Origin of the sequence: Pseudomonas sp. DG56-2 (assembly GCF_004803755.1) — a bacterium.
GTDB classification, from domain to species: Bacteria; Pseudomonadota; Gammaproteobacteria; order Pseudomonadales; family Pseudomonadaceae; genus Aquipseudomonas; species Aquipseudomonas auratipiscis.
In genome coordinates this window covers 1,300,817-1,323,096 of the sequence record NZ_CP032311.1, presented here as the reverse complement: position 1 = coordinate 1,323,096, position 22,280 = coordinate 1,300,817, and the positions used below count along the sequence as shown (strand labels likewise).

Below are 22,280 nucleotides of genomic sequence, written 5' to 3'. Positions count from 1 at the left end.
TAATGCCTGAGATCTATCACTTCTTCCAACAGCTGGTTAATGGTCTGACCATTGGCAGCACCTATGCCTTGATAGCCATTGGCTACACAATGGTTTACGGCATCATTGGAATGATCAACTTCGCCCATGGCGAGGTCTACATGATCGGTTCCTACGTGGCGTTCATTGCCCTCGCCGGGCTGGCCATGATGGGAATCCATTCACTGCCGATATTGATGACCGTCGCCTTTGTCGCCACGATCTTCGTAACCAGTGCCTATGGCTACAGTATCGAACGGGTCGCCTACCGCCCTTTGCGTAACAGCAATCGGTTGATCCCGCTGATTTCTGCCATTGGTATGTCGATTTTCCTGCAAAACACCGTATTGCTATCCCAGGACTCCAAGGACAAGTCCATCCCCAACCTGATCCCGGGGAGCATCTCCTTCGGCCCAGGCGGCGCAGAGGAAGTGCTGATCTCCTACATGCAGATCCTGGTTTTCGTTGTCACCCTGGTGGCCATGACCGGTTTGACCCTGTTCATCTCCCGCTCTCGCCTGGGTCGCGCTTGTCGCGCCTGTGCCGAAGACATCAAGATGGCCAACCTGTTGGGTATCAACACCAACAACATCATCGCCCTGACGTTCGTCATCGGTGCTGCGCTGGCGGCTGTGGCCGCGGTATTGCTGAGCATGCAGTACGGCGTGATCAACCCCAACGCCGGCTTCCTGGTGGGCTTGAAAGCCTTCACCGCGGCCGTGCTGGGTGGCATCGGCAGTATTCCGGGGGCCATGCTCGGTGGCCTGGTGCTGGGTGTGGCCGAAGCGTTTGGCGCCGACATATTCGGCGACCAGTACAAGGACGTGGTGGCATTCGGTCTCTTGGTTCTCGTGCTGTTGTTCCGTCCGACCGGCATCCTCGGCCGTCCGGAGGTTGAAAAAGTATGAACAAAAATCTTAAACAGGCATTTTTCAGTGCCTTGCTGGTCTGGGCCGTGGCCTTCCCGGTGCTGGGCCTGAAGCTCAGCATCGACGGCATCAACCTGATTGTTCACAGCCAAGGACCGTTCACCATTACCGTGATTGCGGTGTGTTCGGTGCTGATGTTCCTGCGTGTGCTGTTCGACAAGCAATGGAGCGCGGTAACCAGTCGGCGTTCGGATCGCAAGTTGATCTCGCCAGCCATGAGCAACTTCCTGACTCTGCCCAAGACCCAACGCTGGGTAATCATGGGCCTGATCGTGGTTGCGCTGGTCTGGCCGTTCTTCGGTTCGCGCGGTGCGGTCGACATTGCCACCCTGATCCTGATCTACGTTTTGTTGGGCCTGGGCCTTAACATCGTGGTTGGTCTGGCTGGCCTGCTCGACCTCGGCTATGTCGGCTTCTATGCCGTCGGTGCCTATACCTACGCCCTGCTGTCGCACTACTTTGGCTGGAGCTTCTGGATCTGCCTGCCGATTGCCGGCTTGATGGCGGCCACGTTCGGCTTCCTGCTCGGTTTCCCGGTATTACGCCTACGTGGCGACTACCTGGCGATCGTGACGCTTGGCTTCGGCGAGATCATTCGCTTGTTCCTGCGTAACCTGACCGGTCTCACCGGCGGCCCCAACGGCATCAGCAACATCGAGAAGCCGACCTTCTTCGGTCTGAGTTTCGAACGTCGCGCCGCCGAAGGCATGCAGACTTTCCACGAGTACTTCGGCTTGCCGTACAACTCGATCAATAAGGTGATCTTCCTCTACCTGGTTGCGTTGTTGTTGGCGCTGCTGGCCCTGTTCGTAATCAACCGGCTGCTGCGCATGCCGATCGGTCGGGCCTGGGAAGCACTGCGTGAAGACGAGATTGCCTGCCGTGCGCTGGGGCTGAACCCCACCATCATCAAGCTTTCCGCATTCACCCTGGGTGCTTGCTTCGCGGGCTTCGCCGGTAGCTTCTTTGCCGCGCGCCAAGGCCTGGTGACGCCCGAGTCGTTCACCTTCATCGAGTCGGCCATCATCCTCGCTATCGTGGTGTTGGGCGGTATGGGGTCGCAGTTGGGCGTGATTCTCGCGGCCATCGTGATGATTCTGCTGCCAGAATTGATGCGTGAGTTCAGCGAATACCGCATGTTGATGTTCGGTGCGCTGATGGTGCTGATGATGATCTGGCGTCCGCAAGGCCTGCTGCCTATGCAACGCCCACACATGGAGCTGCGCCGATGAGCCGCGAAATTCTGCAAGTCAGCGGCCTGAGCATGCGCTTCGGCGGCTTGTTGGCGGTTAACGGCGTAGCCCTGACCGTCAAGGAAAAACAGGTCGTGGCACTGATCGGCCCCAACGGGGCCGGCAAGACCACGGTGTTCAACTGCCTGACGGGTTTCTACAAGCCTAGTGCTGGCACCATTTTGCTCGACGGCCAGCCGATCCAGGGTCTGGCCGGTCATGAAATCGCCCGCAAGGGCGTAGTGCGCACGTTTCAGAACGTGCGCCTGTTCAAGGACATGACCGCGCTGGAAAACCTGCTGATTGCTCAGCACCGGCATTTGAACACCAACTTTTTTGCTGGTCTGTTCAAAACCCCGGCGTTTCGCCGCAGCGAACACGAAGCCAAGGATTTCGCTCAGTATTGGCTGGAAAAGGTCAACCTCACCGAGTTCGCCAACCGTACCGCCGGTACCTTGGCTTATGGCCAGCAGCGACGCCTGGAGATCGCACGTTGCATGATGACCCGCCCGCGGATCCTCATGCTCGACGAACCAGCGGCCGGCCTGAACCCGAAAGAGACCGAAGATCTGAAGGCGCTGATCAGCATTCTGCGCGAAGAGCACAACGTCACCGTTCTGCTGATCGAGCACGACATGAAGCTGGTCATGAGCATTTCCGACCATATTGTCGTAATCAACCAGGGCACTCCCCTGGCCGACGGTACGCCGGATCAGATCCGCGACAACCCTGAAGTGATTAAAGCCTACCTGGGGGAAGCGTAAATGCTGCAGTTCGAAAACGTTTCCACCTTCTACGGCAAGATCCAGGCACTGCACAGCGTCAACGTCGAGATTCGCCAAGGCGAGATCGTTACCCTGATCGGTGCCAACGGTGCCGGCAAGTCGACGCTGCTGATGACCCTTTGCGGTTCTCCGCAAGCCCACAGCGGTAGCATCAAGTACCTGGGCGAAGAGCTGGTGGGCCAGCCGTCCTCGCACATCATGCGCAAGAGCATTGCCGTGGTGCCCGAAGGTCGTCGGGTATTTGCCCGCCTGACCGTCGAGGAAAACCTGGCCATGGGTGGCTTCTTTACCAACAAGGGCGACTATCAGGAGCAAATGGACAAGGTCTTGCACCTGTTCCCGCGTCTGAAGGAGCGCTTTTCTCAGCGCGGCGGCACCATGTCTGGCGGCGAGCAACAAATGCTCGCCATTGGACGGGCACTGATGAGCAAACCCAAACTGCTGTTGCTGGACGAGCCATCGCTAGGCCTGGCACCCATCATCATCCAGCAGATCTTCGATATTATCGAACAACTGCGCAAGGATGGCGTGACGGTGTTCCTGGTTGAGCAGAACGCCAACCAAGCCTTGAAAGTCGCCGACCGCGCTTATGTATTGGAGAACGGTCGCGTGGTGATGCAGGGCACCGGGGAAGCGCTGCTGACCGATCCGAAGGTGCGTGACGCTTACCTGGGCGGTTGATCTGCCTCAGCAAGTGAGAAAAGGCCTTCGGGCCTTTTTTCATGCGCAGGCTTTGTACCGCCAAGGGCGCTCATGCGGGCGAAAGCCTTGTGATCGCCCTTGAGCCTGCGTAACGTGACGGCACCTTTCGGTAGAGACCCTGGAGTTTGCTCGATGCGTGCCGCCCCTTCGTTGTTGCTTGTCGCCTTGTTACCGCTGTTCGCGGGCTGCCAGATGCTGGCGGAAAAACCCCAGGCATCCTCAGCCGGCATGATACGCATGCAGGGTGAACTCAGCGCCAAAGGTGGTCAGCTGCTGTTCAAGCCTTGCGCGGAAAATCGTCACTTTGTCGTATTCGATGCCGGGAACACGGGCCTGCTACAAGAAGCTGCAGCACTTGCCGACGAGCCAGGTACTCTGTTCGCAGATGTCGGCGCAAACCTTTCTGCCAGCCAGAAAGAAGGCAACGATGGGCAATTGAATGTGCAACGCCTGTACCGGGTCGAACACTCCAGTAGCGCCTGCAGCGACCCGAACTTCAAACGCCTGACCGTGCGTGCACATGGCAATGAGCCTGACTGGGACCTCAAGGCCGGGAGCAAAGGGATGGTGTTGACCCGCCCAGGACAACCGGAGCTGGCCGTCCCTTACCTTGAAGAACAATTGCCCGATGGCCGCTTCAGCCTCAGCACCGAAGCCAATGGCCAACGTGTGGACCTCTGGATCGCACCGCAACGCTGCGTCGACACAATGAGTGGGGCGGTGCGCCACCTCAGTGCCGAACTTCGGGTAAACGGCCAGACCATGCGTGGATGCGCTTACTACGGCGGCTCCCGTAACGACTGATCATCGGCGTCTGCGTTTATCCTGCCTGCTTATGCGGCGAACAGCTTATACTTGGCGGTTTGTGTAAAGCCGACGGCCGTTCATGGCCGCGATACTGGACCCTGCCATGTTACGAATCACCGAACTGAAGCTGCCGCTTGATCATCCTGATGAAGCCCTGCGCGAGGCCATTGTGCAACGCCTGGGCATCAGCGATGAACAATTGCTGGACTTCACCCTGTTCAAGCGCAGTTATGACGCCCGCAAGAAGAACAGCGAAATGCTGTTCATCTACACCATCGACCTGACTGCCAGCAACGAATCTGAACTGCTGAAAAAATTCGCCGACGATCACAACGTCAACGTCGCGCCGGATGTCAGTTACAAGGTCGTTGGCCACGCTCCTGCCGACCTGCAGGAACGCCCCATTGTTGTCGGCTTTGGCCCCTGCGGTATTTTCGCCGGCCTGCTGCTGGCGCAGATGGGTTTCAAGCCGATCATCCTCGAGCGCGGCAAGGAAGTGCGCCAGCGCACCAAGGACACCTGGGGCCTGTGGCGCAAGAGCGAACTCAATCCTGAGTCGAACGTACAATTCGGTGAGGGCGGTGCCGGTACGTTCTCTGATGGCAAACTCTACAGTCAGATCAAAGATCCGCAGCACCACGGTCGCAAGGTGCTGAACGAGTTCGTCAAGGCCGGAGCTCCGGATGAAATCCTCTACGTCAACAAACCCCACATCGGTACCTTCCGCCTGACCGGTATGGTCGAGAACATGCGCCACGAGATCCACGCGCTTGGCGGCGAAGTGCGCTTCGAACAGAAGGTTACCGATCTGCTGATGGATGACGGTCAACTCAATGGCGTTGTCCTGGCCAGCGGTGAACAACTGCATTCCCGGCATGTCATTTTGGCCCTGGGCCACAGCGCCCGTGATACGTTCCGCATGCTGCATGCCCGCGGCGTATTCATGGAGGCCAAGCCGTTTTCCATCGGTTTCCGGATCGAACACCCGCAATCGTTGATCGACCAGGCGCGCCTGGGCAAGTACGCCGGGCACCCGAAACTCGGTGCAGCAGATTACAAACTGGTGCACCACGCCAAGAACGGACGCTCGGTCTACAGTTTCTGCATGTGCCCTGGCGGCACTGTGGTTGCGGCCACCAGCGAACCAGGCCGGGTCGTCACCAATGGCATGAGCCAGTACTCGCGTAACGAGCGCAACGCCAACTCAGGCATCGTCGTCGGCATCACGCCAGAGCAGGATTATCCCGGTGGCCCGCTGGCAGGTATCGAGCTGCAAGAGAAACTGGAGTCGCTCGCCTACGTACTGGGCGGTAGCAACTACCAGGCGCCAGCCCAGTTGGTAGGTGACTTCGTCGCGGGCAAGCCCTCCACTGCCCTGGGCAGTGTCGAGCCTTCGTACAAACCTGGGGTCAACCTTGGCGATCTGGCGCCAAGCCTGCCTGACTTTGCTATCGAAGCTATTCGTGAAGCCTTGCCGGCATTCGATCGCCAGATCAAAGGCTACAACCTCCATGACGCCGTGCTGACCGGGATTGAAACCCGTACTTCTTCGCCGCTGCGCATCACCCGCGATGCCAGCATGCAAAGCCTCAACCTCAAGGGCCTGTTCCCGGCCGGTGAAGGCGCTGGCTATGCCGGTGGGATTCTGTCTGCGGGCGTCGACGGTATTCGTATCGCCGAAGCCGTGGCGCGGAGCATGCTAGGACTGGAAGCCTGATGTAGCTGACACGGGGCAAGTCGCGTCGACTTGCCCCGCGATGTGTTTCAGATCCCTGCGCGCAGCACTGATGCCGGCAGCGGATGCCCCTCCTCGACACAGGCCTTGACCGTCTCGATCAACGCTTGCAACTGGTAGCCCTGCCCTAGCAGCCAATCCTGGTCGTAATAGCTGGTCGCATAGCGATCACCGCCATCGCAAAGAATCGCCACGATCGACCCTGCCTCCCCGGCTGCGCGCATCTGCTGTGCTGCCATCAGTGCACCGATCAAATTGGTGCCACTGGAAGCGCCTACCCGACGGCCCAAGCGCTCAGCCAGGTAATGCATGGCAGCCAGGGACAATGCATCCGGCACTTTGACCATAGCGTCGATCACTTGCGCCAGAAATGACGCCTCGACCCGTGGGCGGCCAATCCCCTCGATTCGCGATCCACAGTCCAGGCGCAACGTGCGGTCGCCGGTCTGATAGCTGTCGAAGAACACTGAGCGTTCGGCATCGGCACAGAGCACGCGTGTTGTGTGCTGGCGATAGCGAACATAACGGCCCAGGGTAGCGGTCGTTCCGCCCGTTCCCGGGCTTGAGATCAGCCAGGTCGGTTCCGGGTGCCGCTCAAACCGCATCTGGGTAAAGATCGACTCGGCAATATTGTTGTTCGCTCGCCAGTCGGTCGCGCGCTCGGCATAGGTGAACTGGTCCATGAAATGACCGCCGGTTTCACCCGCCAGGCGCTCGGACTCGGCATAGAGTTGGGTAGGATCCTCCACCAGATGACTCCGTCCCCCGTAGAACGCAATTTGCGCGATCTTCTCTTGAGAGGTACTGGCAGGCACCACGGCAATGAACGGTACACCGAGCAGACGCGCAAAATAGGCTTCGGAGATTGCCGTCGAACCGCTGGAAGCCTCGATGACCGGTGCTCCCGGACGCAGCCAGCCATTACACAGGGCATACAGAAACAATGACCGCGCCAATCGATGCTTGAGACTGCCCGTGGGATGGCTGGATTCGTCCTTGAAGTACAGTTCAACGTCGGGGAAGCCCGGTAGAGGCAAAGGGATCAGATGCGTGTCAGCGCTGCGTTGAAAGTCGGCCTCGATGATGCGGATAGCTTCACGTGCCCACTGGCGGTGATCGTTCATGGTCCAGTCCCGGAAAATAGCTGTTCAGATGAGCATGTTAAGAAAGTCCCTACATCTATGACAGGTACAGCCAGGCAAAATAATCTAGGCCGACTGCTAGGCTGCTCAAGCCAGAGACGGTCAAATCTTATAACAAAAAAGAATATAATTTTTGTTTTAATGCATATCCTCACAGGGTAGGGTGTGCCCCTGTTCAGAACCCTCAGGATGGAGAGCGCCCTTGCTGCGTAGCACTTTCACACGTTTTTTTCAGTTGGAAGCTGCCAGCGGTCTATTACTGATTGCTGCAGCCGCCCTGGCCTTGATCATCAACAACTCGCCCTTGTCGTATCTGTACAACGGCCTGCTTGATGTGCCCGTGGTCGCCCAGATCGGCGCCCTGAAAATCGCCAAGCCCCTGCTGCTGTGGATCAACGACGGATTGATGGCCCTGTTTTTCCTGCTGGTTGGCCTGGAGGTCAAACGCGAGGTCATCGACGGCCACCTGTCCAAGCCTTCGCAAATTGTCCTGCCCGGTGCAGCGGCAATTGGCGGCATGGTCATTCCGGCACTGATCTACTGGTTCCTGAACAAGGACGACCCTGCTGCCGTTGCCGGCTGGGCCATCCCAACCGCCACCGACATCGCCTTTGCCCTGGGTGTGCTGGCTCTGCTGGGCAAGCGTGTGCCCGTGTCGCTCAAGCTGTTCCTGATGACCTTGGCAATCATCGATGACCTGGGCGCAATCATTGTCATTGCCCTGTTCTATTCCGGTGAACTGTCCAGTCTGTCGCTGATGCTCGCCGGGGCCTGCCTGCTTGCATTGATCGCCATGAATCGTCTGGGCGTGGTCAAGCTCGGCCCGTACATGGTCATCGGCCTGATCCTCTGGGTGTGCGTACTCAAGAGTGGTGTCCATGCCACCCTGGCAGGGGTGACCCTGGCCCTGTGTATTCCGTTGCGCACACGTAATGCCGAAGCCTCGCCGTTGCTGAGCCTCGAGCATGCCCTGCACCCCTGGGTGGCCTACGGTATCCTGCCCTTGTTCGCCTTCGCCAATGCTGGAGTCTCGCTGGCGGGAGTGACACTGGAAAGCTTCACCCACTACGTACCGATGGGCATTGCTGCCGGCTTGCTGATCGGCAAGACCGTGGGGGTATTCGGACTCACCTGGATCGCAGTCAAACTTGGCTTCGCGGCACTGCCAAGCGGTGCCAATTGGGGCCAGGTGCTGGGGGTTGCCATTCTGTGTGGCATTGGCTTTACCATGAGCCTGTTCGTCGGCTCGCTGGCATTCGTTCCGGGTAGCAGCGACTACGCTGGTATGGATCGCATGGGTATCCTCACCGGCTCCATTCTGGCTGCGCTGATCGGTTATACGGTCACTGCCTTGGCGAGCCGCAAGGCAGCCACTGCCTGATTAAGCCCTGGCACTAAAAAACCCGACCGGCACTGCCGAGTCGGGTTTTTTTATGGGCTACCAACGTCTCAGTGTGAAACTCGGCTAGTGCCATCAACGGTCATGATACGAACACGATCACCCACGCGGAAAATCTCGTTTTCCTGGACGGCCTGCACATAGGCGCGCATGCTGCCGTCGTCTTCACGAACAGTAATTTCTACACCCTGAGTACGGGTGAGCCCTTCTTCAGCAGCGGAACCTGCCAGACCACCGGCCACCGCACCAATGACCGCGGCAACGATGCTGCCACGGCCGCCCCCGATGGCACTGCCCGCTACACCACCGACAACGGCGCCAGCGCCACCACCGATCGGGGTCTTGGTACCCTCGATTTTCACTGGACGCAACGACTCGATGGTTCCCATGCGTACGGTTTGCACCCGGCGAGCTTCGTCGCGAGAGTAGGAGTCGCCGGTCAGGCTGGAAGCACAGCCCGTAAGCAGAAGCGACATCGTGGTGAAGCTGGCAGCCAGCAAAACAGATTTACGCATAGGATAATCTCCGAAAGACAGGTGTTCATTAGACTCCGCGCATTGACGACTGTCACGACTGATGCGGAGTAAAATTGATTCCATTCAGCTTCCATACAGCCTGTGTCATCGATGCAGTCTGAAAACGTTAAACGCAAGGATAGACATGGATTACTTCATCGTCGTCATTACGACTGTGGCAGGACTGTACTTTCACTGGTGGTTGTATGTACGAATCCGCCGCTGGATGGACCGGGACCTGGCGCTCTCAATGGCAGGAACGGACGACAGCAAAAAAGCCTATATGCTTGAATGTCTGGACAACGCCAAAGCACAAAAGGTCAAACGTGCAGACCTGGCGGCCTGGCTGGAACGCGAGGCCGCCGGTTACCGGGGAGATTAAGGCGCCAGGCGCTCGCGCAACCAAGCGTCTTGTTGCAGACGATAATTGAGCCGGTCATGCAAACGACTGGCTCGACCCTGCCAGAATTCGATACGTTCTGGCAGCAAGCGATAGCCACCCCAATGTTCAGGACAGTGCGGCTGCGTGTCGCTGAATCGCTTCTCGGTGGCTTTTACCAGACCTTCGAGTTCGGCACGATCTGCAATCACTCGGCTCTGCGGTGACGCCCAGGCGCCAAGGCGGCTGCCCAGCGGACGAACCTGGTAATAATCATCTGATTCCTGGGCACTGACTTTAACCACCTTGCCCTCGATCCGTACCTGACGCTCAAGCGCTGGCCAGAAAAAGGTCATGGCCGCACGGGGATTGGCCTGCAGCTGTTGCCCTTTGGCGCTGTCGTAATTGGTGAAAAAGGTAAAGCCCTTGTCATCCAAACCCTTGAGCAACAGGATCCGGCAATGTGGCTGGCCGTCGGCATCTACCGTAGCCAGGGTCATGGCATTGGCTTCTACCGGTGGTTGCTCGGTTTTTACCGCGTCATCGAACCATTGATGAAACAACGCAAAAGGCTCGACCGGGGCCTGGGCTTCTGCCAGGCCATCCCGGGTATAGTCGCGGCGCATATCTGCCAGGGTTTGAGTCATTGCTGCGTTCCTTGACGATCAGTTGGTCTTCGCAGGGCTGGTATTGGCGGCCACTTTCTTGGCAGCAGGCGCTGGCTTCTTGGCCGGGGCTTTGGCTGCAGGAGCTTTCTTTTTTGCCGTTGTGGCTTTGGCTGGAGCGGCTTTCTTGGTGACGCTGGCCTTTTTCACCGGCGCCTTGGCAGCAGGTTTTACCGCTGCCTTGACCGGGGCCTTGGCATCTTGCACGGCAACCAGCTCAGCTGGGCTCGGCGTAGGTTGCTTGTACTTGGCAACCAGAGCGATCATGGTGTTCTGTGGCGTCAGGACCATTTCTACTCGACGGTTAAGCGAACGACCTTCCACGCTGTCGTTGGCTGCGCGCGGCATTTCCGAACCCATGCCACGCAAACTCAAACGATCACGCTCAAGACCGCTGAGGCGAAAGATTGCGGCAACGGACTGGGCACGCTCTTGGCTGAGCTTCTGGTTACCGACCGCGGCACCGCTGGTATCGGCATGCCCGAGCACCAGTACTGCCGTCTGCTTGTCGGTTTCAACCGCCTTGGCCACCCGGGTAATAGGGCCGAGCGTAACAGGCAAAAGCATGGCCGGGCGGTCTGGGTTGTAGGAGCTGTCTACCGGCACAGTCACTACCAGCACATCTTCGCGGCGCTCAAGCTCGAACTTACTGTCTTTGATGGCTTCGCGCAGACGCGGCTCATAGCTGTCCAACCAGGCTTGAGTGGCCTTGTGGTCAATTTTCGGCACAGCTGCGGTCTTGGACTTGTCACTGTCGCCGAACGGCCACCACCAACGACTGCTTTGCGACTTGGCATCTGCCTTGGCAACTTTTGCGGCGACCACTTCCTTCACTTCCTGGTTGGCAACCTTGTCCGAACCGAAGGGCCACCAGTCGATCCCGCTGTCTGCTGTGCCTTGTTGAGAGTGCTGTGCGCAACCGGTCATAGCCAGACACAGGGCGATAGCTAAGGTTTTATGTGAAGACATCAGTGATACACCATGAAAATGAAAGAGATTCTACCAATGCGAACAGCATTGGAATTCAGAATAGTCAAAGGGTTCAGGCTACACCGCGGTTAACCGATCAAAGGCACGCTGCCAGGACCCGCACCAGTTTTTGCGCACGCGGATCCATCAACACATAGGGGCCAAGGGTATTGGTGACAAAACCAAAGGACACATCGTACTCCGGATCGGCAAAGCCAACCGATCCTCCCGCTCCTGGGTGACCAAAGGCCTTGCTGCCCAGACCAAAGGTAGCGTTCGCCACTGTCGGCTGGTCGAGCATGCAACCCAGGCCAAAGCGGGTCTGGGTCAAGAGGGTTTTGTCCTGGCCCAGACTGTGTTCGCGGGTCAGTTCATCCAACAGTTCCGACTCCAACAGGCTGCCATCAAGCACGCCTGCATAAAAACCGGCAAGGCTGCGGGCATTACCGTGGCCGTTGGCAGCCGGCTGTTGCATCCGTCGCCATTCGGGCTTGTTGGTGCTGGTGAGCATGCCAGGCGGATTGGTAAATGCGCGGGTGGACAGGGCCTGTGGCTCGCGCATCGTTACCTGGAGCAGACGCTGGGCGGCTTCGTCCCCCATGTTGCCCTTGCCGCGGGCAAGATGCGCGACCCGAGGAAAATCCTCGTCAGCCATGCCTAGGTGAAAATCCAGACCCAACGGGCGTGCAGTACGGGCAACAATCGACTCGCCTGGACTGCGACCGTCAGCACGACGAATCAACTCACCAATCAACCACCCATAAGTGATAGCCGCGTAGCCGTGCGCCGTACCGGGTGTCCACCACGGAGCTTCGGCTGCCAGCGCCTGCACCATGGTTGGCCAATCATAAAACGCTTCTGCGGGCATCAGTTCGCGCAGCGCAGGCAGGCCGGCACGATGGCTGAGCAACTGGCGCAGGGTGATTGCCTGTTTGTCGGCCTGGGCAAACTCCGGCCAGTAACGCGCAACAGGGACATCGAGGTTCAGCTTGCCCTCGCCCACCAATTGCAAGGCAGTCACAGCCGTAAACATCTTGGTGCAGGAGAACAGGTTGACGATAGTGTCGCTGTGCCAGGCCTCGGCGCCATCCTTGTCGGCGGTACCCGACCACAGATCAACCACGGTCTCGCCACCAACCTGAATACACAGTGCGGCACCGCGCTCCTGGGGATCGTCGAAAAGCGCGGCAAAAGCTTCGCGCACGGCTTCAAACTTAAGCTCGTAATGACCTTGAATCTGCACCCAGCCGCTCCCCGCACTCATCGCAATCGAAAATGGCGTGCATTGTTTCAGCCTCTGAGGGTTTTGGGAACAGACAGCGGTCTGGCGGCCATGGCAACACCCCTGCGCCAGACCGCCTCTGGCCTACTGAGCCTTTGCGGCCTTCTCGGCTATTGGCGCCTTGGCAATCTGCTCTTGTGCTTGCAAGTTGCTCTTGCGCACGCTGTCGACAAAACCCTGGAACGGTACATCGGTTATTCCCACAAGCCCGAAGTGACCATTTTCCCCATCCAGCAAGCGACCGCTGGCCGGCTGATCCAGATATTGGAACCAGTGCACACCGACAATCGAGGGCTCGCTCAATGCCGCCTTGACGAAAGCGTCGTAGGCCGGGCCTCGACCTTCTTCCCTGGCGACCTCCATCGGCCCAGGCCAGAACGGGCCACGATCACGCGACCCAAACTGAAACTCCGACACCAGTACCGGTTTGTCCAGTGCGTTGAGCTGACTGAAGTCGTATCCGTCCTGCGGCTTGGGTGTGTAGAAGTTGAAGCTCAGCACATCGCAGAATTCAGCGCAGGCTGCCACCGCCTCCGGCGTGCTCACCGCAAAGCGACCGCCAAGCAGCAGATGATTGGGCGCATGCCATTTGAGCGAGTCAGAAATGGTTTTGAAGTAGGTTTGCGCAAAGACCTTCTGAAAATGCTTGAAGTCGGCCTCGATTTCCGGATGCTCCGCGCTAGGCAGCGGTGGCTCGAAACCAGGGTCTTCCATCAGTTCCCAGGCCGGCAAATCGATACCCCAGGCCTTGGACAACCCCGCCTGGTTACGGTATTTGTCACGCAATTGTTTGAGGAAGGCACGTTTGGCCGGTACATCAGTGGTCAAGCGCAAGGTGCCGTAGGCCAGGGCGTAACGTGCCTTGGGATCGTCTCCCGGTGCGGCCCAGGCCAGTTCGTTGTCGGCAAAATAGCCGATCAACCAAGGATCGCCCCGGTGATCACGCGCAGCGATGGCCACAGCACGCTCGGTGGCCATGGCAAAGCGTGGGTCGAAGGGATCGGGCATGCGCCCCCACCAGTCGACACCAGTGCTGATGCTGGTGTAGTCCCCGCCAATGGACAGCGGCAAGGTGTAAGGCAAGCGATTGGCCTGTCCCAACGCCGGATCGCTCCAATTGCCCAAGGTGTTGAAACCCCAGGCCTGCAGCCGGTCGAGGGTATGTCCCTGCCAGCGCTGATGGTCGAGCGCTGGTGCAGGGCACTCTACCGCCGCAGCGGCACTGGTCGCGGCGGCCGGGGTGCAGGCTTTGCCATGACTGCGCTCCAGGTTGGCAGCATAAAAATCGAACCAGCGTCCCTGATTGAAGTTACGGCCGCTGGACGAGCCGTTACCATCGTTGTTGTTGCCCTCGCCGAAGAACTGCGCCAGCGGTTCGCCGGCTTGTGGGAGTGCGCTGAACATCGCCTCACGCCCGGCCACATAGGTACGGCCACCGTCCGCGGCAACTGTGTTGACCCCAAGCGAGTAGAACGGGTGACCTTCAGGGGTGACCAAGTACCAGCGGCCGTCACGTTTTTCGGTACGGAAGAAGCCTTTGGCATCGAAGCTCGGGCCGCTGCTCACGCCACCGAACTTGTCCCGTGGTAATTGGCTACGCTCGGCCAGCCAGCCTTTGAGGTGCTGTTGCTCACGCGCCGCGCCTGCCTTGAGTTGGTCGTCATTGACGATTTTCTCCGGCCAACGGCTACGGGTGGACTGGCCATATGCGTCGATCAACCCGGTATATACGGCCTTCTGCAACTGATCGTCATCCTGGATGCCTACGCGCTCGATCAGCAGGCTCTGGGCAACATTGGGCTTATTCATCGATAAGCTCACCGATACCACCTGTTTCAAGTCCAGCTCGCCGCTGCTACTGGTGAGTATCCAGCGCTGCCCCTCGTGGGTCCAGGGCATGGGTGGCCCGGCGCGCATACCCTGGCTCGATGGCGAAGAGGCCACGAGTGGCACCAGCACGGTCTGCGCCGGGCCGGCCGGAAGATCAATGCGACTGGTCAGGGTTTGACCGTTGCTGCTCAACACCGTGACATCCACGGTCAGCGGCCAGTCCATACCGCTCTGCAGGCGCAGGGTCAGGGCTGTGGCTGCTGACCAATCCCAAGCACCCGTTTGCGGGCTCAGGCGCAGCGTTGGCCGCTGCACCGGGTTGAACACCACGCGACGCAATACCTCGCCCTCAGCCGTCTGCTCTGCATTGTATTGCGGCAAGCTGGCATCTTCGGTTACCACATTGACCACCGCGGCCGGGCGCACGAAGCTGAACAGCGTCTGTTGTCCGGCCAGCAGCGAAGAGCTGAACAACAGTGCGAAGACAGCAGGCAAGGTACGACGAATCATAGGGCTGAAACTCTCCTTTAGGGCCCATGCGGGCCTTGAACTGAGTCATAGACAACGCCCCGAAGCATAGATCCCCGGGGGTTTAGGAAATTTCCCGTCGAAACGGTGGCAGTGCGTTGAGAATAGCCTTGCCATAGCGCTGGGTGACGACACGTCGATCCAGCAGGGTGATGGTGCCGCGATCTTGTTCGGTTCGCAGCAGGCGCCCGCAGGCCTGAATCAGGCGCAACGAGGCGTCCGGTACGGCGATCTCCATGAATGGGTTGCCGCCACGAGCCTCGATCCATTCGGCCAAAGCCGCTTCGACCGGGTCATCGGGAACCGCGAAGGGGATTTTGGCGATGACCACGTGCTCGCAGTAGGCCCCGGGCAAATCGACGCCTTCGGCAAAGCTCGCCAGGCCGAACAATACGCTGGCGTCTCCGCCATCGACCCGTGCCTTGTGCTTGTTCAAGGTTTCCTGCTTGGACAAGTTGCCCTGAATGAACACCTGCTTGCGCCAATCCCGATCCAGTCCATCGAATACGTCCTGCATTTGCTTGCGCGAGGAAAACAGCACCAGCGAGCCCCGCGAACCCTCGACCAGGTCCGGCAGATCGCGAATGATAGCCGCTGTGTGGGCCACGGCATCCCTAGGGTCGGCACGCAAGTCTGGCACGCGCAGCACACCCGCATCGACATGATGGAATGGACTGGGGACAACACTGGTCACCGCGGTCTTGGGCAGGCCGGCACGCATGCGGAAACGATCGAACTTACCCAATGCGGTCAGCGTTGCCGAGGTAACCAGCGCACCATGGGCAACGCTCCACAAGTTACGGCGCAACATTTCGGCCGCCAGGATCGGGCTGGCATTGACCTCGATGTCGAACAATGCCCCGCTTTCTGCCAGGGTCAGCCAGCGAGCCATGGGCGGGCTGTCTTCCGGATCTTCAGCAGTGAAGGCCGTCCACAACTCCCAATTGCCCTGGGCGCGCATCAGCAGGCTGCCGAACAGTGGGTACCATTCTTCAGCTTGATGACTGGCGATGCCGATGCTCTTTTCAGCGTCCATGCCCTCCTTGAGCAACTCGGTCAGACGAGTGAACAGATCGGTCAGGCGTGAAAAACCCTTTTTCAGTTCAATGCCCATTTCGCGCATATGCTCGGGCACCACGCCGGCGACGAAGCGATGCCGAGGCCGCTCGCGGCCTTCCATGTCTTCGCCGGGGCGGAAGTCGGCCACCTGCTCGCAAGCGCTGAACATGAATTGCTGTTGCGCCTTGATCTCGCGGGCCAGCTCAGGCACTTGCTCGATCAATTTGCCCAGATCACCCGGCAATGGGTGCTGAGCCAACAGTTTGGTCAGGTTCTTGGCGGTTTGTTCAAGCCAGTCGGCGGTAGAACGCAGGCGGGTGTAATGGGCAAAATGACCAATAGCCTTGTCGGGCAGGTGATGGCCTTCGTCGAACACATAAATGGTATCTCGCGGATCAGGCAGTACCGCTCCACCGCCCAACGCCAGATCCGCCAGGACCATGTCGTGGTTGGTGACAATCACATCGACCTTGCCCATGCCTTCACGCGCTTTATAGAAAGTGCACTGGCCAAAGTTCGGGCAATGGCGGCCGGTACACTGGCTATGGTCAGTTGTCAGGCGCGCCCAGTCCTGGTCTTCCAGGGCCTGGGGCCAACTGTCTCGGTCACCATCCCAGCGATTACCGGCAAGTTTTTCGATCATGCTGGTGAACAGCTTCTGGCTGACCTCGTCCACCTCGATCTTGAAACCATCTTCCTCGAACAGTTGGGCGGTAGCCGATTGCGCGTGGCCTTCCTGTAACAGCATGTCGAGCTTGGACAGACACAGGTAGCGGCCGCGCCCCTTGGCCAAGGCAAAGCTGAAGTTCAGCCCGCTATTGCGCATCAGATCGGGCAGGTCCTTGAAAACGATCTGCTCTTGCAAGGCGACTGTCGCGGTGGCGATTACCAGGCGCTTGCCAGCAGCCTTGGCTGCGGGAATGGAGGCCAGGCTGTAGGCGACCGTCTTGCCGGTACCCGTACCGGCCTCGACCGCCACCACAGCGGGCTCACCGGCACGTCGACCTTCATCGTCGCATTCGATATCGCCAAGTACCTTGGCGACTTCGGCGATCATCAGGCGCTGGCCGTAGCGTGGCTTGAGGCTCTTGGCTTCGAGAAAACGCGAATAGGCGCCCTGAATCGTGGTTTTGAGTTCGTTGCTGATCATGGTGTCGGGGCGCCCGAAGGGCTGGATAAATTTTCAGTGTTTCGATTGGGTCGCTATCATACCCCGCTATTGCCCCTTGCGCCGAATGGAGATCCTGATGACTGCCTTTTCCCTTCCTTATAGCCTGCACGTTCTGGCCGCCCTGGTCTGGGTCGGTGGGATGTTCTTCGCCTGGCTGATCCTGCGCCCAGCGGCGGTTTCAGCCCTGCAGGGTCCCGAGCGCCTACGCCTGTGGGTGGAAGTGTTTCAGCGTTTTTTTGGATGGGTCTGGGTGGCGATCGCAGCGCTGGCGATCAGTGGCGTAGGTATGTTGCACATGCGCTTTGGTGGATTTGACGCAGCCCCGCGCTACGTGCAGGTGATGATGGGCGGCTCGATTGTGATGATCGCGCTGTTCATTCGCGTCAACACATTGCTGTTCCCGGAACTGCGCAAGGCGGTGCAGGCGCAGGACTGGCCAGCCGGTGCGCTGGTACTGGGAAAAATTCGTCGCTTGGTGGGTATCAACCTGTTGGTCGGAATTGCGGTAGTGCTGGTGGCGACTACACGTCTGGCGATATGACGTTGTCTGTGTGATGGGCTGCGCAGCCCATCACACAGACAATCGCAAGCGTGATCTACAGGCGCTGCAGAATCAGCTCGCCGGCATTGCCGGCCAACCCTGGCTGGCCTGCCGTTCCTGGCTTACCGGGTGCCCCTGCAGCCGTGCGATATACCAGGCAACCTTTGCTCGCCCCACCAGCCCCTGCCTTGCCAGCAGCACCGGCCAGGCCTGGCGCGCCGCCATCGAGCTGGACCTTTATGCGCTCTGCTGGAAAATCCGCGGGCAATGCCAGGCGCACGCGACCACCTGCGGCGCCATCATGGCCATTACCACCGTTGTCGCCATTGGCCCCACGACTTGCCTGCCCCCAGGTGCAGCCACCAGGCTTGCCATTGGCACCATCAAGCCCGACGAACCCCGGCGCACCGGTCCCACCGCGAGCATCGATTGCCAGCGATGAAGCCTGCACGGCATGCAACTGCAGATCCAGGTCGCGCCCGGCCATCGCCGCACGTTCATAGGTACCGGGAGCACCGCGTGCCGCAATCTGGCTGCCCTCACCCAACTGCGCCCGCGCCACTTCGAGCCGCAGGGTGCTTTGCGCAGGAGCGACGGCGATGCGTGCTTCCTGGCCCAAATGCAGGTCGTCCACTTTCAGCTCGACCAGGCTGGCCGGCAGTAACAGCGTCGCCGCATCAGCCACTTCCAGGCGTTGCAGGTGGACAACACTGGACTTGTTCGGCAAACGTAATACCGAATGCGGTGCAACACTGATCGACTCAGCCAGAACCAAAGGGCTGAACAGCGCTGCAAGTAAAACCAACTTACGCATGGGGCGTCTCCTGACGTGGCGCCGGAATCGAAAGGACATGAAAGATACCGACCAGCAGGATCTGCAAGCGGTCAAACCAGCGGTGGCTACGCCCGCGCAGGCGGCCATTGAAAAAAAGTACTTCCAGCAGGTGCAAACCAAGCAGCGCCGCGCCAGCCAGACCGATCAAACGATTGAAGGGGTATTCCTGGGGAATAAGCAGATTCACCAGCACAACCCACCAGAACACCACCGTCAAAGCCTTGCCCAGCGCCAGAAAGCCTTTCATATGCGCCCCTGCTGTTATTGTTCGTAGGCGATGCCAATTACTTAGCATCGCCTACCACAGTAACCACTGGCAGGGCTCGACACCAGAGGCTCGATCAATTGAGATGCAGTTCTACCCGACGGTTCTGCGCCCGTCCGGCTTCGGTTTCATTATCAGCAATCGGCTCGCTCTCGCCACGGCCTTGACTGGTTAGCTTGGACGGCGCCACGCCTTGGCCGATCAGGTACTCGGCAACGCTGTTGGCGCGCTGCTCGGAAAGCGTCTGGTTATAGGCGTCGGAGCCTTGGCTATCGGTGTGGCCGATGACCTTGATGCTAACCACACTGGGCGCGTTGAGTTTGTCGACCAGGGCTTGCAGTTGGCCATGGGCGCCGGTGGTCAGTTCGGCGGAGTTGTAGGCAAACATCACCGAACCCTGATCATTGAGGGTGATGATTTCAGGCTCTGCCGCCTTGTCGGCAACCGGATACTGCGGCAACGGGCAACCTGTATGGCTTACCGGCGTATTAGCCGGCGTATCCGGGCAACGATCACGGCGATCGAAGACCCCATCGTCATCCTCATCGCCATCCTGGGCATAGCAGATCAGTCCGCCAGCAATTACCCCGGCAGCACCGGCACCGGCCGCCCAGGCAGAACTTTCGATAGCCCCCAGTCCCCCACCCACTAAACCACCGAGCAGGCTGCAGATTGGCCAGGTCCTTTGATTGAGTGGTGCGCTGCCATCGCTGTGGGTGGCGCAACCGGAGAGCAGGCTTGCAGCCACCAACACTGGCACTGCGGCCTTGGAAAAAACACTCATGGGAATAGCTCCTGTGTCACCGGCGTCTACCGGTCACACAGGAGTAAAGACTGGCCTGCAACACTTCTCAAGGCGCATGTCGTTTGCGTGTTACCGCTCGATGCGAATCTCGACGCGGCGGTTCATTGCGCGACCTTCTGCGGTGGCATTGTCTGCTTCCGGCCGGGACTCACCAGCGCCCTGGACCGAAACGAAGCTGGCTTGCGGCACGCCGCTGCTAACCAGGTAGTCGGTTACCGACTGGGCACGCTGCTCGGAAAGTTTCTGGTTATAGGCATCACGGCCGACACTATCGGTGTGACCGGTTACGCTCAACCGGGCGGTAGGTGCCTCATTTTTCAGGCGCGTCGCGATGGTATTGAGACGCTCCTTGTCCGCTGCGGTCAGCCTGGCAGAATCGAACTCGAAGCGAACATCGCGAATAACGATGACCTCTTCCTTGACCACCACCACTTCTTCAACCACAGCAGGTTCAGGTGGGCAGCCGTTGGCATCGACTTGCACACCACGTGGAGTACCTGGGCACTTATCGCGACTGTCTGGTACACCATCACCGTCTTCATCGCCATCGCCGTGGGCCCAGCAATAGCCAGCCGCCATGCCGGCGCCAAGCAACGCACCCCAGCCAGCCCAGCTTGAACTTTCTATAGCGCCCAATGCGGCGCCGCCTACGCCCCCGACGGCAGCACACTTCGGCCAGTCGGTTTTTTGCAGACCTGCGCAACCAGTCAACACGCTGGTTAGCAGAACCAGAGGTAATGCTGTGCGTACTATGCTCATTTTGTTGCATCTCCTAGGGGGAATCGGTTTAAACCGATGCTCTGGGAGTAAAGACCGCACAAACCATCTCCGCCAGCAATAAGCCATGACGCGGCCGTCAGCCACTATGCCTGACGGCCGCGGACCGTTAGTCTTGACGCATCTGACCGAGGATTCCCGATGATTGACGGATTTTCCCAACGTACACCTCAGCAAGCACTGGCAGCGTTGCTTGAACGCCATCCACCGCAACGCCTGTTGCTGGTTGGCACGCGTTTTCCGGCTTTGGAAGCCTTCATCCAGGCACACCCGCATGTGGAGATTGCCCAGGCCACACCGGGCCTTCTGCCTAAGGAGCTGGCAGCCCAGCGCTTTGACCTCGCCCTGCTGGTCGATTGCCTTGAGCATTTGCCCAAACGCGATGGTCTGCAGTTACTGGGGGGTATCCGCAACCTAAACGCCAGTCGCGTAGCCGTGCTGGCCGACATGAAGGCCTGCGGCTGGCAGGAAACTGATTTCTTCGCTCTGGCGATGCAGGTCAATGAAAAGTTTCAACGTGACGATCAGGTTCTGAGCCTGTTCACCTATGATCTACGTGAATACAAACAGGTCCCGGACTGGCTCAACGCCAAGTTCTGGGCCAACCCGCAAAATTTTGGCAAGTACTGGTGGTGAAACAATGAGTGTCTCGGTTTGTCCCTGCGGCAGCGGTAACGTGCTCGACGCCTGTTGCGGACACTATCACGCCGGGCATCCGGCGCCCGATGCACAGGCCTTGATGCGATCGCGCTACAGCGCCTATGTATTGGGACTGATCGATTATCTGATCAATACCACCTTGCCTGCCCAGCAAGCGGGCCTTGACCGCGCCGCGATTGCCGCGTGGAGCGCACAAAGCACCTGGCTGGGCCTTGAGGTAGAGAGCGCCGAAGTATTCGGAGGCCAACCCGAGCACGCTTTCGTCACCTTCACCGCTCGCTGGCATGACCATGACGGCGAACATAGCCATCGCGAGCGCTCAGCCTTCGTGCAAAACGGCGGACAGTGGTACTTCATCGATCCGACGGTAGGACTCAAGGCCGGTCGTAACGACGCCTGCCCTTGCGCCAGCGGGCAGAAATTCAAGAAATGTTGCGCCAGTTACATAGGGGGCTAAGTTCGATGATCCGTCTGTTGCTGTTCAGCTTTCTGCTACTGCAACTGACGGGCTGCGCCAGTTGGTTCGGCGGTGACTACCGGGATCCCGAAGTCCACCTGGTGAAGGTCGAAGCGGTCAAGGTGCGCCTCCTGGAGCAAGAGTTCGTCCTGCATGTGCGGGTCGACAATCCCAACGATGGGCGCCTGTTCATTCGCAATCTTACCTATGCCGTGCGCCTGAATGACCTGCTTTTGGTCGAGGGCGAATCCAGCCTGTGGCGCAGTGTGGGGGGGCATGCCCGGCGCACCTTCAAGATTCCGGTGCGTACCAATCTTTGGCAGCAGGTCAAACCCCTGGCCAAAATGCTCAAGAAGACCGATGGCCCATTGCGTTACCGTCTAGATGGCGAACTCAACAGTGGAATAATCTTCACCCGCGAAATGCACTTGTCGCGCAGTGGTGAGATAATTCCCGGCGATCTTTTACCGGAGTAACCCGCAATGACCCAACAACCCCATGTCCATGGCCCAGACTGCAACCACGATCATGATCATCACGACCATGATCACGGCCATGTTCACGGTCCAAACTGCAATCACGGTCATCAGGAGCCGGTGCGCAACGCCTTGAAAGACGTTGGCCGCAACGATCCGTGCCCATGCGGCAGCAACAAGAAGTTCAAGAAGTGCCACGGAGCCTGATAGTGGCCTTTGAGCAGCCCGAAAAATAAAGGCTGCGCCCCGCTTGCATGGCGTGGTCGGGCTCACTAACGTAGCGCCTTTTAGACGCCACGCCCTGCAGGAGCCCGATC

The 22,280-nt window shown here is 59.1% G+C and carries 24 protein-coding genes; 13 read left to right on the top strand and 11 right to left on the bottom strand.

Annotation, left to right across the window (positions count from 1 at the left end; genetic code table 11):
* Window positions 1-2: 2 nt before the first annotated feature.
* The 6 genes from livH to D3Z90_RS06185 all read left to right on the top strand — a co-directional run bounded on the left by livH (window position 3) and on the right by D3Z90_RS06185 (window position 6,190).
* Complete coding sequence (livH, locus tag D3Z90_RS06210) at window positions 3-926, top strand: high-affinity branched-chain amino acid ABC transporter permease LivH (RefSeq protein ID WP_128324136.1); 924 nt, start codon at window positions 3-5, stop codon at window positions 924-926.
* Window positions 923-2,179 carry a high-affinity branched-chain amino acid ABC transporter permease LivM gene (locus D3Z90_RS06205; RefSeq protein WP_136474913.1) on the top strand — a complete coding sequence of 419 codons (1,257 nt, stop codon included), beginning with the start codon at window positions 923-925 and terminating at the stop codon, window positions 2,177-2,179. The genes livH and D3Z90_RS06205 overlap by 4 nt, the downstream gene beginning before the upstream one ends.
* Window positions 2,176-2,943, top strand: coding sequence for a high-affinity branched-chain amino acid ABC transporter ATP-binding protein LivG (gene livG, locus D3Z90_RS06200; protein ID WP_136474912.1), 768 nt, complete (start codon window positions 2,176-2,178; stop codon window positions 2,941-2,943). The genes D3Z90_RS06205 and livG overlap by 4 nt, the downstream gene beginning before the upstream one ends.
* Window positions 2,944-3,645: an ABC transporter ATP-binding protein gene (locus D3Z90_RS06195; protein WP_136474911.1), complete on the top strand. Its 702-nt coding sequence runs from the start codon at window positions 2,944-2,946 to the stop codon at window positions 3,643-3,645.
* Window positions 3,646-3,798: 153 nt separating this feature from the next.
* Complete coding sequence (locus D3Z90_RS06190) at window positions 3,799-4,470, top strand: COG3650 family protein (protein ID WP_136474910.1); 672 nt, start codon at window positions 3,799-3,801, stop codon at window positions 4,468-4,470.
* A 106-nt stretch (window positions 4,471-4,576) separates the two neighbouring features.
* Window positions 4,577-6,190 (top strand): NAD(P)/FAD-dependent oxidoreductase, encoded by a 1,614-nt coding sequence (locus D3Z90_RS06185; protein WP_136474909.1) that lies wholly within the window; start codon window positions 4,577-4,579, stop codon window positions 6,188-6,190.
* 47 nt (window positions 6,191-6,237) lie between these two features.
* Here D3Z90_RS06185 and D3Z90_RS06180 read toward each other — a convergent pair whose 3' ends face one another.
* Complete coding sequence (locus D3Z90_RS06180; protein WP_136474908.1) at window positions 6,238-7,332, bottom strand: PLP-dependent cysteine synthase family protein; 1,095 nt, start codon at window positions 7,330-7,332, stop codon at window positions 6,238-6,240.
* 220 nt (window positions 7,333-7,552) lie between these two features.
* Here D3Z90_RS06180 and nhaA point away from each other — a divergent pair, with 220 nt between their 5' ends.
* The gene (gene nhaA / locus D3Z90_RS06175; protein WP_136474907.1) at window positions 7,553-8,731 is read left to right on the top strand and encodes a Na+/H+ antiporter NhaA; all 1,179 of its coding nucleotides are present in this window, start codon (window positions 7,553-7,555) and stop codon (window positions 8,729-8,731) included.
* 68 nt (window positions 8,732-8,799) lie between these two features.
* On the opposite strand, the gene D3Z90_RS06170 is transcribed toward nhaA, so the two are convergent.
* Window positions 8,800-9,264 (bottom strand): glycine zipper 2TM domain-containing protein, encoded by a 465-nt coding sequence (locus tag D3Z90_RS06170; RefSeq protein WP_136474906.1) that lies wholly within the window; start codon window positions 9,262-9,264, stop codon window positions 8,800-8,802.
* 145 nt (window positions 9,265-9,409) lie between these two features.
* Here D3Z90_RS06170 and D3Z90_RS06165 point away from each other — a divergent pair, with 145 nt between their 5' ends.
* Complete coding sequence (locus D3Z90_RS06165; RefSeq protein WP_136474905.1) at window positions 9,410-9,646, top strand: hypothetical protein; 237 nt, start codon at window positions 9,410-9,412, stop codon at window positions 9,644-9,646.
* Here the strand turns inward: D3Z90_RS06165 and pdxH are convergent.
* The 5 genes from pdxH to dinG form a co-directional block, all read right to left on the bottom strand.
* Window positions 9,643-10,290 carry a pyridoxamine 5'-phosphate oxidase gene (gene pdxH / locus D3Z90_RS06160; RefSeq protein WP_136474904.1) on the bottom strand — a complete coding sequence of 216 codons (648 nt, stop codon included), beginning with the start codon at window positions 10,288-10,290 and terminating at the stop codon, window positions 9,643-9,645. The two genes, D3Z90_RS06165 and pdxH, sit on opposite strands and share 4 nt — an antisense overlap.
* An 18-nt stretch (window positions 10,291-10,308) precedes the next feature.
* The gene (locus tag D3Z90_RS06155; RefSeq protein WP_136474903.1) at window positions 10,309-11,277 is read right to left on the bottom strand and encodes an OmpA family protein; all 969 of its coding nucleotides are present in this window, start codon (window positions 11,275-11,277) and stop codon (window positions 10,309-10,311) included.
* A gap of 97 nt (window positions 11,278-11,374) precedes the next feature.
* Window positions 11,375-12,520, bottom strand: coding sequence for a serine hydrolase domain-containing protein (locus D3Z90_RS06150; protein WP_136474902.1), 1,146 nt, complete (start codon window positions 12,518-12,520; stop codon window positions 11,375-11,377).
* Window positions 12,521-12,643: 123 nt separating this feature from the next.
* Window positions 12,644-14,899 (bottom strand): beta-galactosidase, encoded by a 2,256-nt coding sequence (locus D3Z90_RS06145; RefSeq protein WP_136474901.1) that lies wholly within the window; start codon window positions 14,897-14,899, stop codon window positions 12,644-12,646.
* An 82-nt stretch (window positions 14,900-14,981) separates the two neighbouring features.
* A complete protein-coding gene (dinG, locus tag D3Z90_RS06140; protein WP_136474900.1) occupies window positions 14,982-17,126 on the bottom strand; it encodes an ATP-dependent DNA helicase DinG in 2,145 nt (714 codons plus the stop codon).
* Between the two features lie 97 nt (window positions 17,127-17,223).
* On the opposite strand from dinG, the gene D3Z90_RS06135 reads away from it, so the two are divergent.
* The gene (locus D3Z90_RS06135) at window positions 17,224-17,688 is read left to right on the top strand and encodes a CopD family protein (RefSeq protein ID WP_136474899.1); all 465 of its coding nucleotides are present in this window, start codon (window positions 17,224-17,226) and stop codon (window positions 17,686-17,688) included.
* A gap of 55 nt (window positions 17,689-17,743) precedes the next feature.
* On the opposite strand, the gene D3Z90_RS06130 is transcribed toward D3Z90_RS06135, so the two are convergent.
* From D3Z90_RS06130 to D3Z90_RS06115, 4 genes are all read right to left on the bottom strand, one after another.
* The gene (locus D3Z90_RS06130; RefSeq protein WP_136474898.1) at window positions 17,744-18,502 is read right to left on the bottom strand and encodes a collagen-like protein; all 759 of its coding nucleotides are present in this window, start codon (window positions 18,500-18,502) and stop codon (window positions 17,744-17,746) included.
* The gene (locus D3Z90_RS06125) at window positions 18,495-18,770 is read right to left on the bottom strand and encodes a DUF1145 domain-containing protein (protein ID WP_136474897.1); all 276 of its coding nucleotides are present in this window, start codon (window positions 18,768-18,770) and stop codon (window positions 18,495-18,497) included. The genes D3Z90_RS06130 and D3Z90_RS06125 overlap by 8 nt, the downstream gene beginning before the upstream one ends.
* A 94-nt stretch (window positions 18,771-18,864) precedes the next feature.
* Window positions 18,865-19,572: an OmpA family protein gene (locus tag D3Z90_RS06120; protein ID WP_136474896.1), complete on the bottom strand. Its 708-nt coding sequence runs from the start codon at window positions 19,570-19,572 to the stop codon at window positions 18,865-18,867.
* Between the two features lie 90 nt (window positions 19,573-19,662).
* Complete coding sequence (locus tag D3Z90_RS06115) at window positions 19,663-20,352, bottom strand: OmpA family protein (protein WP_136474895.1); 690 nt, start codon at window positions 20,350-20,352, stop codon at window positions 19,663-19,665.
* 159 nt (window positions 20,353-20,511) lie between these two features.
* Here D3Z90_RS06115 and D3Z90_RS06110 point away from each other — a divergent pair, with 159 nt between their 5' ends.
* The 4 genes from D3Z90_RS06110 to D3Z90_RS06095 are packed head-to-tail and all read left to right on the top strand — an operon-like array spanning window position 20,512 to window position 22,170.
* Window positions 20,512-21,006 (top strand): DUF6231 family protein, encoded by a 495-nt coding sequence (locus tag D3Z90_RS06110; RefSeq protein WP_136474894.1) that lies wholly within the window; start codon window positions 20,512-20,514, stop codon window positions 21,004-21,006.
* 4 nt (window positions 21,007-21,010) lie between these two features.
* A complete protein-coding gene (locus D3Z90_RS06105) occupies window positions 21,011-21,487 on the top strand; it encodes a YchJ family protein (RefSeq protein WP_136474893.1) in 477 nt (158 codons plus the stop codon).
* 5 nt (window positions 21,488-21,492) lie between these two features.
* Window positions 21,493-21,963 (top strand): LEA type 2 family protein, encoded by a 471-nt coding sequence (locus D3Z90_RS06100; protein WP_256658328.1) that lies wholly within the window; start codon window positions 21,493-21,495, stop codon window positions 21,961-21,963.
* Window positions 21,964-21,969: 6 nt separating this feature from the next.
* Complete coding sequence (locus tag D3Z90_RS06095; protein WP_136474891.1) at window positions 21,970-22,170, top strand: SEC-C metal-binding domain-containing protein; 201 nt, start codon at window positions 21,970-21,972, stop codon at window positions 22,168-22,170.
* The last annotated feature ends 110 nt before the right edge of the window (window positions 22,171-22,280 follow it).

Coding starts and splice junctions, on each gene's coding strand:
- livH (WP_128324136.1), top strand. CDS start 3: ATGCCTGAGATCTATCACTTCTTCCAACAGCTGGTTAATGGTCTGACC.
- D3Z90_RS06205 (WP_136474913.1), top strand. CDS start 923: ATGAACAAAAATCTTAAACAGGCATTTTTCAGTGCCTTGCTGGTCTGG.
- livG (WP_136474912.1), top strand. CDS start 2,176: ATGAGCCGCGAAATTCTGCAAGTCAGCGGCCTGAGCATGCGCTTCGGC.
- D3Z90_RS06195 (WP_136474911.1), top strand. CDS start 2,944: ATGCTGCAGTTCGAAAACGTTTCCACCTTCTACGGCAAGATCCAGGCA.
- D3Z90_RS06190 (WP_136474910.1), top strand. CDS start 3,799: ATGCGTGCCGCCCCTTCGTTGTTGCTTGTCGCCTTGTTACCGCTGTTC.
- D3Z90_RS06185 (WP_136474909.1), top strand. CDS start 4,577: ATGTTACGAATCACCGAACTGAAGCTGCCGCTTGATCATCCTGATGAA.
- D3Z90_RS06180 (WP_136474908.1), bottom strand. CDS start 7,332: ATGAACGATCACCGCCAGTGGGCACGTGAAGCTATCCGCATCATCGAG.
- D3Z90_RS06170 (WP_136474906.1), bottom strand. CDS start 9,264: ATGCGTAAATCTGTTTTGCTGGCTGCCAGCTTCACCACGATGTCGCTT.
- D3Z90_RS06165 (WP_136474905.1), top strand. CDS start 9,410: ATGGATTACTTCATCGTCGTCATTACGACTGTGGCAGGACTGTACTTT.
- pdxH (WP_136474904.1), bottom strand. CDS start 10,290: ATGACTCAAACCCTGGCAGATATGCGCCGCGACTATACCCGGGATGGC.
- D3Z90_RS06155 (WP_136474903.1), bottom strand. CDS start 11,277: ATGTCTTCACATAAAACCTTAGCTATCGCCCTGTGTCTGGCTATGACC.
- D3Z90_RS06145 (WP_136474901.1), bottom strand. CDS start 14,899: ATGATTCGTCGTACCTTGCCTGCTGTCTTCGCACTGTTGTTCAGCTCT.
- dinG (WP_136474900.1), bottom strand. CDS start 17,126: ATGATCAGCAACGAACTCAAAACCACGATTCAGGGCGCCTATTCGCGT.
- D3Z90_RS06135 (WP_136474899.1), top strand. CDS start 17,224: ATGACTGCCTTTTCCCTTCCTTATAGCCTGCACGTTCTGGCCGCCCTG.
- D3Z90_RS06130 (WP_136474898.1), bottom strand. CDS start 18,502: ATGCGTAAGTTGGTTTTACTTGCAGCGCTGTTCAGCCCTTTGGTTCTG.
- D3Z90_RS06125 (WP_136474897.1), bottom strand. CDS start 18,770: ATGAAAGGCTTTCTGGCGCTGGGCAAGGCTTTGACGGTGGTGTTCTGG.
- D3Z90_RS06120 (WP_136474896.1), bottom strand. CDS start 19,572: ATGAGTGTTTTTTCCAAGGCCGCAGTGCCAGTGTTGGTGGCTGCAAGC.
- D3Z90_RS06115 (WP_136474895.1), bottom strand. CDS start 20,352: ATGAGCATAGTACGCACAGCATTACCTCTGGTTCTGCTAACCAGCGTG.
- D3Z90_RS06110 (WP_136474894.1), top strand. CDS start 20,512: ATGATTGACGGATTTTCCCAACGTACACCTCAGCAAGCACTGGCAGCG.
- D3Z90_RS06105 (WP_136474893.1), top strand. CDS start 21,011: ATGAGTGTCTCGGTTTGTCCCTGCGGCAGCGGTAACGTGCTCGACGCC.
- D3Z90_RS06100 (WP_256658328.1), top strand. CDS start 21,493: ATGATCCGTCTGTTGCTGTTCAGCTTTCTGCTACTGCAACTGACGGGC.
- D3Z90_RS06095 (WP_136474891.1), top strand. CDS start 21,970: ATGACCCAACAACCCCATGTCCATGGCCCAGACTGCAACCACGATCAT.